Origin of the sequence: Trebonia kvetii (assembly GCF_007827045.1) — a bacterium.
GTDB lineage: Bacteria > Actinomycetota > Actinomycetes > Streptosporangiales > Streptosporangiaceae > Trebonia > Trebonia kvetii.
In genome coordinates this window covers 234947-251587 of the sequence record NZ_RPFW01000009.1, presented here as the reverse complement: position 1 = coordinate 251587, position 16641 = coordinate 234947, and the positions used below count along the sequence as shown (strand labels likewise).

Below are 16641 nucleotides of genomic sequence, written 5' to 3'. Positions count from 1 at the left end.
GGACCAAGGCGGGAAGCGCTCTCATCGGGAGACAGCCGAATGAACGTTGATCTGGCGCGGATTCAGTTCGCGTTCACCTCGATCAATCACTTCTTCTTTGTGCCCGTCACGATGGGGCTGGCGTTCCTGACCGCGCTGCTGCAGACGGCCTGGCATCGCAGCCGGCGCGAGGAGTACTACCGGCTGACCCGGTTCTTCGGCACGCTGCTCGTCATCAACATCGCGATCGGCGTAGTGACCGGACTCGTCCAGGAGTTTGAGTTCGGGATGAACTGGGGGCAGTACTCACGGCTTGTCGGCAACATCTTCGGCGCGCCGCTGGCCATGGAGGGCCTCGCCGCGTTCTTCCTCGAGTCCACGTTCCTCGGGCTGTGGCTGTTCGGCTGGAACAGGCTGTCGCGCCGCGTGCACCTGGCGACGATCTGGCTTGTCGCGTTTGGCAGCATGCTCTCGGCGGCGTTCATCCTGGCGGCGAACTCCTGGATGCAGCACCCAGTCGGCTACACCATGGTCAACGGCAAACCGGTGCTCAACAACCTCTGGGCGGTGTTCACCAACCCGGTGTTCCTGTGGGGATACGCCAAGGTGGTGTTCGTCGCGCTGACGACCGGCGCGATCATCATGCTTGCCGTCTCCGCATGGCAGCTCAGGCACGGCGGTGACCGGGGCGTGTTCATCCGTTCCACCAGGATGTCGCTGATCGTGCTGCTCCCGGCCATCTTGTTCACCATGCTGGTCGGCGACGAGCTCGGCGTCATCGAGGGCAAGTACCAGCCGATGAAGATCGCGGCCGCCGAGGCGCAGTGGACCACCTGCCAGCCGTGCTCGTTCTCGCTGTTCCAGATCGGCGGCGGCAACCAGGACCAGACGCCGACCCAGATTCTCGAAATCCCGCACCTGCTGTCCCTGCTGGCCACCAACCACTGGAACGGGCAGGTCGTCGGGCTGAACCCGCTGCAGGCGCAGTACACCAAGCAGTTCGGGCCGGGCAACTACGTGCCGAACGTCTTCATCCAGTACTGGAGCATGCGCACGATGGCTTACCTGGGCGCGCTGGTACTGCTGCTATCTCTGTGGGGGCTGTGGCTGAACCACCGCAAATCGCTGGCCACCTCGCGGGTGTTCTTGAAGGTGGCGGTCTGGTCCGCCGTGCTGCCGTTCCTCATGAACACCGCGGGCTGGCTACTGACAGAGAGCGGCCGCCAGCCGTGGATCGTGCAGGGCATCATGCTGACGAAGAACGGAATATCGCCGACGGTCAGCGTCACCTGGCTGTGGATCAGTCTGGTCTTCTTCATCCTGCTGTACGGCACCCTGGGCACGGTCGACCTGCTCTTGATGCTCAAATACTCGCGAAAACAGCTTCCGTCCGCTCCCGCTCCAGCCGACACGGACGCGCCTGTGCCCGCCGTCTTGTACTGAGAGGCATCGATGAGCAGCTTCGTACCGTTCTGGTTCATCGTCATCGCCATCCTGTGGACCGGGTTTTTCGTCCTCGAGGGATTCGACTTCGGTGTCGGCATGCTGCACAGCGTGGTCGGGCGCGACGAGGCAGGGCGCCGGGCAGCCATCAACACGATCGGGCCGCTCTGGGACGGCAACGAGGTGTGGCTGATCGTCGCCGGGGCAGCCATGTTCGCCGCGTTCCCCGGCTGGTACGCGACCATGTTCTCCGGGATGTACCTCGCGCTTGTCCTGCTCCTTGGCTGCCTCATCATCCGCGGTGTGGCCTTCGAGTACCGCGGGAAGCGGGACGCCGCCCGCTGGCGGCGCACCTGGGATGTCGGGCTGACCGTCGGCAGCGTGCTGGCCCCGCTACTGTTCGGCATCGCACTCGGCGACCTGCTGCACGGCCTGCCGATCAACTCGGCGCAGAATTACACCGGCTCGTTCTGGGACCTGTTGCAGCCGTACGCCGTGTTCACTGGCGTCACCATCGTCTTGGTCTGCCTGCTGCACGGCGCGAACTTCCTGAGCCTCAAAACCACCGGCGACGAACATGAGCGGTCCCGGCGGATCGCCCGTCGCGTGGCCCCGGTCACCTGCGCCTTCGTCATCGGCTTCATCATCTGGACGCATATAGAGGCGAGCAGCGCCTTCTTCCTCAACGTGATCGAACTGCTTGCCATCCTGGCCGCCCTCGCCGCGGTCTCGCTTGTCTACGCCCGCCGCGACGGCTTCGCGTTCGCCGCGACCTGCGTGACCATAGCGGCCTGCATCATCACGCTCTTCGTCGACCTGTATCCCAACGTGATGGTGTCCTCCACCAACGCCGCCTACAACCTCACCGTGCACAACACCGCGTCCCCGCCGTACTCGCTCAAGGCGATGACGATCGTGGTCATCATCTTCTTGCCGCTGGTGCTCGGCTACCAGGCGTGGACCTATTACGTGTTCCGCAGGCGCGTTAGCGCCAGCGAGTTCCGGCCAGGCGCGGCCCCTGCGGAGGTGCCGGAGCCTCGGGCCGCGGAGCCTCCGCGGCGACGCTCAGTGCGCCCATGGGGCAGAGTCACGCCCCGCGCGTAGGAAACGACCCACTAGGAGGTAGCGACATGTCCGACAAAGTCGACGCCCTGGTCATCTTCGGCGCCACCGGTGACCTGGCCAAACTGGAGACCTTCCCCGCGCTGGTGGGGCTGGTCAAGCGGGGCGTTCTCGACGTCCCGGTGATCGGGGTGGCCAAGAGCGGCTGGGGTCTCTCGGAGTTCCGCGACTACGCCGTCAACTCACTCAAGCTCAACAAGATGGACCCCGCCGACCCGGACGCGGTGAAGATGCTGAACCTGCTGCGGTATGTCGACGGTGACCTCGACGACGACAACACCTACAAGGCCATGTCCGAAGAGATCGGCGCGGGCAGGAAGGTGCTGTTCTACCTGGAGGTGCCGCCGTTCCTGTTCGGGCGGATCTCCCAGGGCATCGCCGCCGTCGGCCGCGCCGACGACGCCCGGGTGATGGTGGAAAAGCCGTTCGGCACCGACCTGGCCAGCTCACGGCAGCTCAACGACACCATGCACCGGCACTTCCCCGAGGAGGCCATCTTCCGGGTCGACGACTGGCTCGCCTTCGACCCGGTAGAGAACGTGCTGTTCGTCCGGTTCGCCAACGCAGCGATCGAGCCGCTGCTCAACCGCGACCACGTGGAGAGCATCCAGATCACCATGGCCGAGGCGTTCGACGTGTCCGACCGCGGCCGGTTCTACGACCACACCGGTGCCATCCGCGACGTGCTGCAAAACCACATGCTCCAGGTGCTGGCCAGCGTGCTGGCCGAACCGCCGTCCGGGACCGGCATGAAGCACTGGCGCCAGGCCAAGCAGACCGTCCTCAACGCGATCAGCCCGCTCACGCCGGAAAACACCGTCCGCGGCCAGTACGAGGGCTACCGCCAGGTCGATGGCGTCGCCGCCGACTCCACCGTGGAGTCCTTTGTGGCGGTCCGGCTCAATGTCGATTCCTGGCGCTGGGCCGGAGTCCCAATCCTCATCCGTGCGGGCAAGACCATGCCGGTCACCGCCACCGAGGTCAGCATCACCCTCAAGCGGCCGCCGCACGACGTGTTCGGCATCGAGCCCGCCACCCCGCAAGACTCGCTGCGGTTCCGAATCTGGCCAGAAGCAGCCGTCGGCCTCACCCTGCACGGCAAGAAGCCGGGCGCAGGCTGGGAGCCGCAGGCCGAGGATCTTTCCTTCGCACAGCAGTCCGGGACGGACATGCGCCCGTATGACCGGCTCATCGGCGCCGCGCTCGACGGGGACCGGTGGCTGTTCGCCAGTCAGGACACCGTCGAGGCCGCCTGGGAGATCGTCGACCCGGTGCTCGGCGACGCCGTCCCGGTGCACCCCTACCCGCGAGACAGCTGGGGCCCGAAGGAAGCCGACCGGCTGCTGCCCGCCGGGGACACGTGGCGTAACCCGGCCGCCTGACCGCGTGATGAGGGCCGTTGACCCCAGGCTGCTGAGGCACGCGCGGGCGGCCAGGACCTGCCTGTTCGTCACCGTGCTGCTCGGCCTGGCGGTCACCGGGCTCATTCTGGCGCAGGCGGCGCTGCTCGCCCGCGCACTAGCCACCGCGGCCCTCGGTACCGGGGCCACGGCCCTGGCCGGGACGCTCCTCCTGCTGCTTGGCGTGGTGCTCGCGCGGGCCGCCGCCGCCTACGGCGGCGAAGTCGCGGCGCTGCGGGCCGCGGCCCGGGTGAAGTCGCAGCTGCGGCGCAAGCTGATCAGGCACGCCCTGCGGCTGGCGCCGGTCTCGCTGGAGGGGCAGCGACCAGGCGAGATCGCCGCGCAGGCGACGAAGGGGCTAGACGGACTTGACCCCTACTTCGCGCGGTACCTGCCGCAACTGGTGCTTTCCGTGCTGGTCCCCGTCGCGGTGGTGGTGACGGTGACCGCCGCCGACTGGATCTCCGGCGTGGTCATCGCGGCCACACTGCCGCTGATCCCGCTGTTCGCGGCCCTGGTCGGCCTGCACACCAAGGCGCAGACAAACCGCCAGTGGCGGCTGCTTGCCCAGCTCAGCGGTCATTTCCTGGATGTCGTGCAGGGGCTGCCCACGCTCAAGGCATTCGGCCGGGCCAAGTTCCAGGAGCAGGTGATCGCAAGGGTGACCAGCGAGCACCGGTCCGCCACCATGGCGACGCTGCGCATCGCGTTCCTGTCCGCACTGGTCCTTGAACTGTCCGCGGCACTGGCCACGGCCATCGTCGCGGTGGAGACCGGGCTACGGCTGCTGTCCGGGCACATGCAGTACCAGACGGCGCTGCTCGTGCTGCTGCTCACCCCGGAGGCGTACCTGCCGCTGCGGGCGGTGGCGGCCCAGTACCATGCCAGCGCGGAGGGGACCGCCGCCGCGCAGAGCATCTTCGCCGTCCTTGACACCCCGGTGCCGTCGCGGGCGGTCCGGGCCCCGGCCGCACTGGTGGACCGCGGCGCGCGGGTTCCCGACCTGCGCGCGGCCACGATCTCGCTGAACGGGGTTTCCGTGGCATACCCCGGCCGGGACTGTCCGGCCCTGGACGGACTTGACCTGACCATCAGCCCGGGTGAGCTGGTCATGCTCACGGGACCGAGCGGCGCGGGCAAGACCACCGTGCTGCGGCTGCTGCTGAGGTTCATCGAGCCGAGTTCGGGAACCGTCCAGGCCGGCGGAACCGACCTGGACGCCGTCCCCGTCGAGCCCTGGCGCGCGCAGATCGCCTGGGTTCCGCAACACCCCAGCCTCTTCGCCGCGTCGGTGGCTGACAACATCGCCCTCGGACAGCCCGGCGCCTCCCGGGCGGCCATCGAGGAGGCCGCCGGGCTCGCCGGGGCAGCCTCGTTCATCGAAGCGCTCCCGCACGGCTATGACACTCAGCTGGAAGAGCAGGCCGTCCGGCTGTCGGCCGGGGAGCGCCAGCAACTCGCTCTGGCCCGGGCGCTGCTGCGCGACGTTCCGCTGCTGCTCCTCGACGAGCCAACGGCCCACCTCGCCCCGGCCGCCGCCGCCGCGATCGACCGCGCCATCCGCGGCCCGCTGGCCGGGCGCACGATCATCGTGGCCACGCACCGGGACGCCGGCCTCGCCGGCGCCAGCCAGGTCATCACCGTGGACGGTCGCCGGCGCACGGAACCCGCATCCCGGCAGGCCAGTCCGGTCGCCACGGCCGTCATCCGATGATCGCCAGGAACCCGGCCACCGCGCTAGACGGGAATGGGCTGGCCAGGGACGGGCGGCCGCCGCTGCTGCGGCTGCTCGCGATGGCCCGGCCGCTGCGCGGCAGGCTGCTCGGCGCGGCGGCGGCCGGTGCCGCCGCCACCGGCTGCGGCGTCGCCCTGCTCGCCGTCTCCGGATTCCTGCTCGCCAGGGCGTCGCAGCACCCGAGCATCCTGGCGATCTCGGTGGCAGTGGTCGCCGTGCGCGCACTGAGCGTCGGCCGCGGCGTGTTCCGGTACCTGGAGCGGCTGGCCTCCCACGACGTTGCCTTCCGTGTCCTCGCCCAGGTGCGGGTCGCGATCTGGCGGCGGCTTGAGGCGCTGGCACCGAACGGGTTGGTGCTCTTCCGGTCCGGCGACCTGCTCGCCCGGCTGGTCTCTGACGTCGACGCCACCCAGGACCTGTTCATCCGCGGCGTCACCCCAGTCGTGGCCGCCGCCCTGGTGGGCGGTGCCACGGTGGCCGGATGCCTGCTTATCCTCGCCCCGGCGGCGGCCGTGCTGGCAGCCGGACTGCTGACCGCCGCCCTCGTCGTGCCGCTGGCCGGGGCCGCCGTGGCCAGGAAGGCCGCAAGGGCGGCGGCACCCGCCCGCGGCAGGCTCGCCGCCACCGTCACCGAACTACTGGACGGAGCGGCCGACCTGCACGCCTTCGGCGCCGCCGACGCCGCGCTTGCCCGCGCCGAGGTCACCGACGCCGAACTGACCCGGTTGGACGGCCGGACCGCCGCGGCCTCCGCCCTCGGCGCCGGATCGATGAGCGCGATCACCGGCATCACCCTCTGGGCGGTCCTGGTGCTCGGGGTGGCCGCCACCGGAGCAGGCACGCTGTCCCGGGTGCCGCTCGCGGTTCTCACGCTGACCGCGCTTGCCGCGTTCGAGGCGGTCAGCGCGCTGCCCGCTGCCGCCATACAGCTCGGCCAGGCCCGCGTCGCCGCTGGCCGGATCGCCGCCGTCACCGACGCGCCGGACCCGGTCATCGAGCCGGCCCGCCCGCGGGCACTGCCGCCCGGCCCGTTCGCCGTCCAGCTCCGCGATGCCACCGTGGTGTACCGGCCGGGCGGTCCGCCTGCCCTGGACCGGGTGAGCCTGGACCTGCCGCCCGGACGGCGCGTGGCGCTGGTGGGCGCGAACGGCGCGGGCAAGTCCACCGTCGCCGCGGTGCTCATGCGGTTCCGCGAGCTGGCCTCGGGCGCGGCCCTGCTCGACGGCCACGACCTGGCCGGCTACGCGGCCGACGATGTGCGGTCCGTCATCGGCGGCTGCCCGCAAGATCCGTACCTGTTCGCCGCCACCATCCGCGACAACCTGCGGCTGGCCCGGCCAGCGGCCACCGACGAGGAGCTGGCGGCCGCCGCCGGCCGGGCCCGGCTGCTGCCGTGGATCGAGTCGCTGCCCCAGGGCTGGGACACCCCCGTCGGCGCCCGCGGAGCGGCCGTCTCCGGGGGCGAGCGACAGCGGCTGGCGCTCGCCCGGGCATTCCTTGCCGACCCGCGGCTGCTTATCCTCGACGAGCCCACCAGCCACCTGGACCCGACCGCCCGCCGGGCGCTCACCACCGACCTGCTGCACGCCACCGAAGGCAGGTCCGTCTTGCTCATCACCCATGAACTAGACGGTCTTGACCAAGTCGACGAGATCGTGGTCCTCGACCATGGCAGGATCGCCGAGCAGGGCCCCCACCAGCAGCTCCGCCGTGCGGGCGGACGCTATCAGCGGCTGTGTGAGCACGGATACTGATCATTTCCAAGAGTCTTCCCTGGTCAGTGGCACAATGTCTCAGTCGACCCGGGTGACTCAATGGGCCCTTCAATGGCAAGAGCTAAAATCGTCCTCAATGACTACGGGGGCTGACCAGCGCCTGCACGTTCCGCGGCAGGCGAGGTCAAGAACAGTCAAAGGTTCGAAGGTGACGGCGAACACACGTGACGCGCCGACGCCAGCTGACCTGGGGCAGCTGCTGCTCGACGCCAAGTTTTCGGTTCCGCAACCTCGGCAAGGCACCGTCGGGCACAGCGACCTGGTGGAGACCGCTCGTTCGAGCGGCTGCCGCCTCATCGCGGTCACGGCACCGGCAGGCTACGGCAAGTCGACCTTCCTCGCTCAATGTGCCGCCGCGGAAGACCGGCCCGTCGCCTGGGTATCTCTCGATCCCTTCGACGACGATCCCGCGACCCTGCTTGCCTCGGTCGCGTCCGCGTTCTGCCGCGCCGGCCTGGGCAGTCCTGATCTGGTTTCCGACATGCGAGGCCAAGGCGTGTCCGTGCTTGGCCGCGCCGCGCCGCGCCTGGCCGCGGAGCTCCGCGCGAGCCCCGTTCCCTTCGTCCTCATGCTTGACGATCTCCACGAGCTGCAGTCGGCGGTTTGCCACGATGTACTCGGGATGGTCATCTCGGCGATTCCGCGGGGATCTCAGCTGGCCGCAGCCAGCCGTGACGAGCAGCCTGAACTGCCGCGGCTGCGCGCCACGGCGGACGCACTGGAGATCGGCGCCAGTGACCTGGCGCTCGACGCGGCCGGGGCGCGGCAGATCTTCGCGAACGCGCAGGTGAGCCTTACCCCGGAGCAGGCGATCGCGGTGACCGGGCGGACCGAGGGGTGGCCGGTTGGCCTGTACCTCGCTGCCCTGATCGCGAAGCAGTCCCCTGACCAGCCGCAGACCGTCAGCGGCGAGGACCGGTACGTGGCCGACTACCTGTACCACGAGGCCCTGACCCGGCAGCCGAAGGCGATCCAGCGGTTCCTGCGCCGCACGGCCGTGCTCGATCAGCTCAGCGGTCCGCTCTGCCAGGCCGTACTGCCAACGTGCGCCGCCGACGTTCAGCTGCGCCGGCTAGAGGCGCACAATCTGTTCCTGACCCCGCTCGACCGCGAGCGGCGCTGGTACCGGTACCACGCACTGTTCCGGGAGTTTCTGCTCGGCGAGCTTCATCGCACCGAACCCGACATCATCGCGACGCTGCACGAGCGAGCCGCCAATTGGTATGAGTCCAACGGTCTACCGGAGCAGGCCGTGGAACACCTGCTGCAGACCACCGACCGGGACCGCGCAACGCGGCTGGTGACCAAGCTGGCCCTGCCCACCTTCATGGCCGGGCAGCTGGCAACCGTGCAGCACTGGTACCGATCGATCGGCGATGTGCACATCGAACGCCACCCGCCGTTGGCGGTGCTGAGGTGCTGGGCAACGGTGCTTACCGGCGACGTGGCGGAGGGACCGCGGTGGGCGGCGGTTGTTGATGCTGCCTCGTTCGACGGTGTTCCAGGGGATGGCTCGGCCTCCTTCGACTCGGCGCGCGCTATGTTGCGGGCCGGCATGTGTGCCGCCGGCCCGGAGGCGATGATGGCCGACGCCACCTTCGCCGTCGGCCAGGAGGCAGCCTGGAGCCCCTATCGCGACACGGCCATGTGGCTGCTCGCCCAGGCGCACCTGCTCGCCGGACATCTCGAGGAGGCGCGCGCCGTGTTCACCGAAGCGTCCGCCATCGCCGTCGAGATGGGCAACTTCGACACCATACCCAGCGCCGAAGCCCAGCTCGCGTGGCTCGCCATGGACCGCGGTAGCTGGCAGGAGGCGGCCGGCCACGTGAACCTCGCACTGGCCACGATCGAAGACAACCGGATGCACGACTACATCTGCAGCATCCCGGCCTTCGGAGCGGCAGCCAGGCTTTCACTGCACGACGGCGACCGCAAGGAAACGGACCGGCAGCTTGCCCGTGCGATGCGGTCACGCCCGACAGCCACGTACCTAATGCCGTACCTCGCGGTTCGGGCGCGACTGCAGCTGGCCCGGGTATATTTCGCCATCGCGGACGCGGCCACCGCCCGCCAGCTCCTGCGCGAGATCGAGGACATCCTGCTCCGCCGTCCGGCTCTTGGAACCCTGAGTGACGATACCGACGAGTTCCGGCGCGCTCTGGACACCATTGCCGCCCCCGGGTCCGCCAGCCCGCTGCCGCTCACGCCGGCCGAGCTACGGCTGCTCCCCTACCTGCAGACACACCTCACGGCCGACATGATCGCAAAGCGGCTATTCATCTCTATCCATACGGTAAAGACCGAAATTAAGGCGATCTACCGCAAGCTTGGCGTCTCATCTCGCGACGACGCGGTGCGGAAAGCGAAAGAGACCGGCCTGCTCGGCGACTAGCAGCCCGCACCGCCGGACTGGTTCACGCTGTTCATCCGGCATTTACCTACGACGGGGTGATGCGGCGCCTGCATACCCGGTACGACGATGGCAGCAATGAAACGGTCCAGTGGGTGCGCGGTGCACGCCAGACGAAGGATATAGATCCGTGGGTGAGGCGGTGAAATACCAAGACATCCTGCGCAGACTGGCGATCATAGACGAAGAATTCGCCAGTGGGCAGGCCGGGCTCAACTTTGGCCAGTCCGATGGCCAGGCGCTTGATCCGAAGGTCGCTGCGCTCGTCCGGGTGGGGGCGCTGGCAGCGATCGGCTCGCCGGAGGTCTGCCTGGAATGGAGCACCAGCAAGGCGCTGGCGGCAGGCGCGACCGAAGCGGAGGTTACCGGCGTGCTGCTGGCCGTCGCCCCGGTGATCGGACTCGGCCGGGTGGTCGCTGCGGCGCCCGGTGTGGCGGGCGGGTTCGGATATGACATAGACGCCGCGCTTGAGGAACCGGGCGGCCATTGACGGCTCGCATGGCATGCCGGCCGGGATCGTGCAATACCTCTAACGGTGTGATGCCCCGGGACCACCGCGGGACCAGCATGGCTGGCAGGCGGCCTGATGGCCGACTACAGGTCAGGTGTCCAGGTCGCAGTAACCACGCACCCGTTCGGGATAACCGGATTTTGATTTTCCCGAACGGACCGCATCGCCAAGATCCGAACAGGAGGTAGCAGAGATGGCCGTTAAAGAGGCCGTAAAAGCAGCGCTAGAAATCGGGCACCCGAGCCTGGCGGACCGCCGGGCCGAGGGCCGCGATGCCCGGGATCGGGTTCCACCGTCGAGCCACTCGGGATGGCGCCCGGCACAAGGCAGGCCGGACCCAGTGGCGCTGCTCGAGGAGCAGAACAAGACCAGGGAGCAGGACCTGGTGCCGGTCCGGCATGGCCGGATGATGGTCTCGCCGTTCACCTTCTACCGTGGCGCGGCCAAGATCATGGCGGCGGACCTGAAGGACACGCCGGTAGCCGGCCTGGACGCCCAGCTCTGCGGTGACGCGCACCTGTCCAACTTCGGCATGTTCGCCTCTCCGGAACGCCACCTGATGTTCGACCTGAACGACTTCGACGAGACTCTGCCGGGGCCGTTTGAGTACGACGTGAAGCGGATGGTGGCGAGCTTCACGATCGCCGCCAGGAACAACGGGTTCGGCAAGGCGGACACCCGGGCCGTGGCGCTCGCGTCGGTGGCGGCCTACCAGGAGGCGATGAGAGATTTCGCGCAGATGTCCACGATGGACATCTGGTACGCCCACCAAGACGAGGACAGTCTCCGGACGATGATCCAAGGCGCCATGGCCGGGCTCTCAACGGAAGTGAAGAAGGACACGAAGTCAAAGGCGGGGAAGAAGAAGGAGAAGCAGGACACCAACGAGGAAAAGGAAGCCAAGAAGGCGGTCAAGCGCGCGCAGAAGAACGTCGAGAAGGCCCACACGCGGGACAGCGTGCAGGCGCTGTCCAAGCTCTGCGAGGTGGTGAACGGGCAGTACCGGATCGTTAGCCAGCCGCCGGTCATCGTCCCGGCCCGCGACCTGCTGACTACGTACGGCATGTCCCCGGACGAGATCATGCCGACCATCCACGAACAGCTGCGCGCGTACCGGGCCACCCTGCAATATGACCGGCGCCTGCTGCTGGAGAAGTTCGAGGTGGTGGACGCGGCGCGCAAGGTGGTGGGGGTCGGCAGCGTCGGGACCCGGGCGTTCATCGTGCTACTACAGGGCCGCGATGAGCATGACCCGCTGTTCCTGCAGGTCAAGGAGGCTACCGCCTCGGTGCTCGAGGCGTACCTGCCCAATAGCCGGTTCCGTCAGCACGGCGAGCGGGTGGTGCAGGGACAGCGAATGATGCAGGCCGTCAGCGACATCTACCTGGGCTGGACCAAAGGGCGGGACGTGAGCCGCAACTTCTACTGGCGCCAGCTTCGCGACATGAAGGGGTCGGCCCTGGTAGAAACGATGGCACCGCTCGCGATGACGTACTACGGACGCCTGTGCGGGTGGACGCTGGCGCGGGCGCACGCCCGTTCCGGCGACCCGGTCGCCATCGCCGAATACCTCGGCAGCAGCGACGCGTTCGACCAGTCGATCGTCGACTTCTGCGAACGGTACGCCGACCAGAATCAGAAGGACTACGACGAGTTCGTCGGAGCGATCCGAGCCGGGCGGCTCGAAGCGGTCGAGGGCGTCTGACTACCGGACGGCGCCGGGCATGACGTCAGTTGACGGATCCCCGGCGGCGCCGGCCCAGGCCGCGCGGGGTGAGCACTGGTGGCCGGTGGCGCTGGCGATCGTGGTCGTCGCCGTGCTGCATCTACTGCTGCCCGCCAAGTACCGGGTGAACCCCGCATGGGTGCTTCCGGTGGTGCTGCTCGGGCTGCTCGCGGCCATGATCGTCGGGGACCCTGGCCGGATCGACCGGCAGAAGACCTGGCTGCGGATCGCCACCGGAGTGGTGATCGCCTGCCTCACGCTGGCGAACCTGCTGGCGGCCGCCCGGCTCGTCGATGACATCCTCAGCAACAACAAGCTATTCGCCAGCAACGCCGGCGCGCTGCTGGCAACCGGCGGGGTGATCTGGATGACGAACGTGATCGCGTTCGGGCTGTGGTACTGGGATCTGGATCGCGGCGGCGCCGCCGCCCGTGCGCACCATCCGCAGGCCAACCCGGCGTTCGTCTTCCCTGAGATGCTGAACTCGCAGTTCGTCGTCGCCGGGTGGGTACCGAAGTTTGCCGATTACCTGTCGCTCGGTTTCTGGACGGCCACGGCGTTCAGCCCCACCGACGTCTCCGCGATCAGGCCATGGGCCAAGCTGCTGATGATGACGGAAGCAGGCGTGTCGCTGGCCATCGCCACGCTGGTGATCGCCCGCGCGATCAACATTCTCGCGTAGCCGGCTGGAGCTGTTTTCTCACGCGCTAGGTGCTACAGTCCTGCCACTCCTCCACCTGATCACGAAAGCGACGGCTGATGGCCAATCTTGCCACCCTGCTCGAGTCCACCGCGGCGGCGTATCCCGACCGGACGGCAATCGTCGCCGGTGGCCTCAGGCTCAGCTACGCGCAGTTGGACGGCGCCTCCAGCCAGGTCGCGAACCTGCTGACCGCACGCGGGGTGGGCCGGGGCGACAAGGTGGCCCTGTCCTGCCCCAACCTGCCGTACTTCACGGTCATCTACTACGGGATTCTCAAGGCCGGCGCGACCGTGGTGCCGCTCAACGTGCTGTTGAAGCCGCGCGAGGTGGCCTATCACCTGGCGGACTCCGAGGCGGTGGCGTACTTCGCATTCGAGGGCACCGCCGACTTGCCGATCGGCGAGGCCGCGTGGGAAGGCTTCCGCGCTACCCCTGGCTGCCGTGAGTTCTTCCTGGTAACGGCAGACCCGGCTGCTCCCCCGGTGCTGGGAGGACCGGAGCACTACGCGCCGCTGGTCGCGGCGCAGCCTGCGGCGTATTCGACGGTCGACGTCGACGACGACGAAACGGCCGTCATCCTCTACACGTCGGGGACCACCGGACAAGCCAAGGGCGCCGAACTGCGACACCGCAACATGCGCGACAACGCACGCAGCGGCGTCGCCCTGTTCGACGTCGACGCCTCGCGCCCGGACACCTACCTGTGCGTGCTACCGCTGTTCCACTCCTTCGGCCAGACCGTGATCCAGAACAACGCCATCGCCTTCGGCGGCACCATCGTGATGCTGCCGCGTTTCACGGCACCCGCCGCGTTGCGGCTGATGCTTGACGAGCAGGTGACGTTCTTCGCCGGCGTGCCGACGATGTACTGGGCACTGCTTGGCGCGCTCGAGGACGGCGTTGACGTCTCCGCGATCGCCGCGCGGCTCCGGGTCGCCGCGGCAGGCGGCTCGGCCTTGCCCGCCGAAGTCCACCGCGCCTTCCAGCGGCGTTTCGGTGTCACCATCCTCGAGGGCTACGGGCTGTCGGAGACGTCGCCTGTCGCGTCCTTCGCCCCGTGGGGGCAGCCGGTCCGGGTCGGCTCGATCGGCGTCCCGATCCCCGGCGTCGAGATGAAGCTGATCAACGATGACTGGTCCGATGTGCCCGACGACCCCGACGCGATCGGCGAGATCGCGATCAAGGGCCACAACGTCATGAAGGGCTACTACAACCGTCCCGAGGCCACCGCCGAGGCGATCAGGGACGGCTGGTTCCGCTCCGGCGACCTGGCGAAGAAGGACGCCGACGGCTTCTACTACATCGTCGACCGGTCCAAGGACATCATCATCCGCGGCGGGTTCAACGTGTACCCGCGCGAGATCGAAGAGGTCTTCATGACCCACCCGGCGGTCTCGCTTGTCGCGGTCATCGGCGTGCCGCACGAGTCGCGCGGGGAGGAGATCAAGGCCGTTGTGGTCAGGAACAAGGACCACGACGTCACCGAGGACGACCTGGTCGCCTGGGGCAAGGAGCAGCTCGCGGCGTACAAGTACCCCCGCATCGTGGAGTTCGCCGACGAACTGCCCATGACATCCACCGGCAAGATCCTTAAGCGCCAGCTCAAATAGCGCCTTGGTCCGGTGTTTCTGTTGCTGTGTGCAAGCCTGACGGCCCTGAACCGGCGCGGGTCACGTGACACAGCACGCTTCGCCCGCCGATGACGCCTCCAGAGGAGGACGGCCTGGATTCACTCCATCTGGGCGATGATGCTCACCCTGGCGGGTGATCAAGTGGTGGCGTGACGGTGAACGCAACGTAAACGGGCCAGATAGTGAGTTTCCGGGAGACGCTGCGCAGGCGGCGAGGAACCAGGTAGTTCACCGGCAGTTCCGGCGCATCACGCTCATGGCCCTGGAGGGAAGAAGGGGTTGCCATGCCGGTGAAGACAGAGAATGCGGAGCAGCTGAGCCGGGCCGACCGGGAGGCGCGGGGGAAGGACGCCCAGGCAGTGGCTCCGCTGGAGTCGAACGCGGAGTTCACGCCGGGCCCGTCGCGGGATCCGGTCGGGCTGCTGCTGGAGCAGGAAAAGACCCGGGTGCCGGAGCTGCTGCCGGTCCGGCACGGGCGGATGCTGGTGTCGCCATTCACCTTCTACCGGGGGGCGGCGCTGCCGATGGCGGCCGACCTGGCCACCACCCCCACCTCGGGGCTGCGGGTGCAGCTGTGCGGGGACGCGCACCTGTCCAATTTCGGCGCGTTCGCCTCCCCCGCCCGGCGGCTGGTGTTCGATGTCAACGACTTCGACGAGACCCTGCCCGGCCCGTTCGAGTGGGATGTCAAGCGGCTGGCGGCCAGCCTGGCCGTGGCCGGACGGGAGAACGGGTTCACCGCCAAGGCCCGCCGCAAGATCATCCTCGCGGGGGCCGAGAGCTACCGCACGGCGATGCGCGCCTTCGCGGAGCAGCCTTTCCTGGCGGTGTGGTATGCCCACCTCGACGTCGAGGACGCGATCGCACAGTTCCGGTCGCAGATGAAAAAGAAAAGGGTCAAGGCCACTGAGAAGATGGTGGCCAAGGCCCACACCGAGGACAGCACCAAAGCGCTGCGCAAGCTCACCACCCAGGCCAACGGGCAGCGGCGGATCATCAGCGACCCCCCGCTGATCGAGCCGGTCGAGCAGCTGTTCCCCGACGTACGGGTCGATGCGATCTATAAGCTGCTCCGCGAGGTGCTGGGAAAATACCAGCGCACCCTGCAGTCCGACCGCAAGCACCTGCTGGAGCAGTTCACCCTGGTTCAGGTGGCCCGCAAGGTGGTCGGGGTCGGCAGTGTCGGCACCCGCTGCTGGATCGCCCTGATGGACGCCGGGGACGGGACCGAGCCGCTGTTCTTGCAGCCCAAGGAAGCCCAGGCCTCCGCCTTGGCCGCCTACTGCGGGCGCAGCCCCTACGCCAGCCACGGCGAGCGCGTCGTCGCCGGGCAGCTGCTGATGCAGGCCGAAAGCGACATCTTCCTCGGCTGGACCCACGTGACCGGCCCCGACGGGGTGGACCGCGACTACTACGTGCGGCAGCTGAAGGACTGGAAGTTCTCCTTCCCGATCGAGCAGATGATCCCCTCGGGCATGGCCGCCTACGCGCAAATGTGCGGGTGGTCCCTGGCCCGGGCCCACGCCCGTTCCGGCGACCGCATCACGCTGGCCTCCTACCTCGGCGGCTCCGACCAATTCGCCCAGGCGATCGCCGACTTCGCCGAGACCTACGCCGACCAGAACGACCGCGACTACGCCGCGTTCCAGGCCGCCGCCAAAGACGGCCGGGTCCAGACAACCACCGACATCTGAGACGTCCTAGGGCGAGGAAGCAGGGGAACGGCCTATGGCGAACGACGCCGGGCACGCTGAATCGCTCGGCCGCCGCTACCTCATCCAGTTCGACGAAGACACCCTCCGGCAGCGGCGGTTGCGGATCCGGCTCGCCATCGAGTTTCTGGGCACGTTCATTCTCGTGACGGTCGCGGGCCGCAGCGGGCATGATGAACCATTACACGGGCGGCAACCCGATCAGCCGGACGGCGGCGGTGATCGCGCCCGGGGTGGTCGTCATGGCCATGATCTACGCCTGGGCCCGCTGTCCGGGCTGCACATCAACCCCGCCGTGACCTTCGCCTTCACCGCCTGCGGGATGTTCCCGCACATAGGACATCACCCGGGAAGGAGGATCTCAGCTCGCGGCCGACGGAAGGCATCATGGAGTGTCCGCAGGGCCCGGGCAGCGTCTGGCTGGCCTGACGCAAACGCAGGCATGCGGAGGCAGCGCCCGGGTTGGCCGCCGGCCAGCGTCAGGAACATGTGAC

12 protein-coding genes are annotated in these 16641 nt (G+C 68.4%); all 12 read left to right on the top strand.

Annotation, left to right across the window (positions count from 1 at the left end; translation table 11 throughout):
* The first annotated feature begins 39 nt into the window (after positions 1-39).
* Positions 40-1422: a cytochrome ubiquinol oxidase subunit I gene (locus EAS64_RS37900; RefSeq protein WP_145861193.1), complete on the top strand. Its 1383-nt coding sequence runs from the start codon at positions 40-42 to the stop codon at positions 1420-1422.
* 9 nt (positions 1423-1431) lie between these two features.
* Complete coding sequence (cydB, locus tag EAS64_RS37895; RefSeq protein WP_145861192.1) at positions 1432-2526, top strand: cytochrome d ubiquinol oxidase subunit II; 1095 nt, start codon at positions 1432-1434, stop codon at positions 2524-2526.
* 26 nt (positions 2527-2552) lie between these two features.
* Complete coding sequence (zwf, locus tag EAS64_RS37890; protein WP_145861190.1) at positions 2553-3926, top strand: glucose-6-phosphate dehydrogenase; 1374 nt, start codon at positions 2553-2555, stop codon at positions 3924-3926.
* A gap of 7 nt (positions 3927-3933) precedes the next feature.
* Positions 3934-5658, top strand: coding sequence for a thiol reductant ABC exporter subunit CydD (gene cydD, locus EAS64_RS37885; RefSeq protein WP_145861424.1), 1725 nt, complete (start codon positions 3934-3936; stop codon positions 5656-5658).
* Positions 5655-7433: a thiol reductant ABC exporter subunit CydC gene (gene cydC / locus EAS64_RS37880; protein ID WP_145861188.1), complete on the top strand. Its 1779-nt coding sequence runs from the start codon at positions 5655-5657 to the stop codon at positions 7431-7433. The genes cydD and cydC overlap by 4 nt, the downstream gene beginning before the upstream one ends.
* 169 nt (positions 7434-7602) lie before the next feature.
* Entirely contained in the window at positions 7603-9846 is a 2244-nt protein-coding gene (locus EAS64_RS37875; protein ID WP_222849900.1) for a helix-turn-helix transcriptional regulator, read from the top strand.
* Positions 9847-9994: 148 nt separating this feature from the next.
* Positions 9995-10354: a carboxymuconolactone decarboxylase family protein gene (locus EAS64_RS37870; RefSeq protein ID WP_187366471.1), complete on the top strand. Its 360-nt coding sequence runs from the start codon at positions 9995-9997 to the stop codon at positions 10352-10354.
* Between the two features lie 361 nt (positions 10355-10715).
* Positions 10716-12080 carry a DUF2252 domain-containing protein gene (locus tag EAS64_RS37865; protein WP_222849899.1) on the top strand — a complete coding sequence of 455 codons (1365 nt, stop codon included), beginning with the start codon at positions 10716-10718 and terminating at the stop codon, positions 12078-12080.
* A 19-nt stretch (positions 12081-12099) separates the two neighbouring features.
* Positions 12100-12783, top strand: coding sequence for a hypothetical protein (locus tag EAS64_RS37860; RefSeq protein ID WP_145861181.1), 684 nt, complete (start codon positions 12100-12102; stop codon positions 12781-12783).
* 77 nt (positions 12784-12860) lie between these two features.
* Entirely contained in the window at positions 12861-14414 is a 1554-nt protein-coding gene (locus EAS64_RS37855; protein ID WP_145861179.1) for a long-chain-fatty-acid--CoA ligase, read from the top strand.
* A gap of 305 nt (positions 14415-14719) precedes the next feature.
* The gene (locus tag EAS64_RS37850) at positions 14720-16129 is read left to right on the top strand and encodes a DUF2252 domain-containing protein (protein WP_145861177.1); all 1410 of its coding nucleotides are present in this window, start codon (positions 14720-14722) and stop codon (positions 16127-16129) included.
* Between the two features lie 34 nt (positions 16130-16163).
* Complete coding sequence (locus EAS64_RS37845; protein ID WP_145861175.1) at positions 16164-16640, top strand: hypothetical protein; 477 nt, start codon at positions 16164-16166, stop codon at positions 16638-16640.
* The last annotated feature ends 1 nt before the right edge of the window (position 16641 follow it).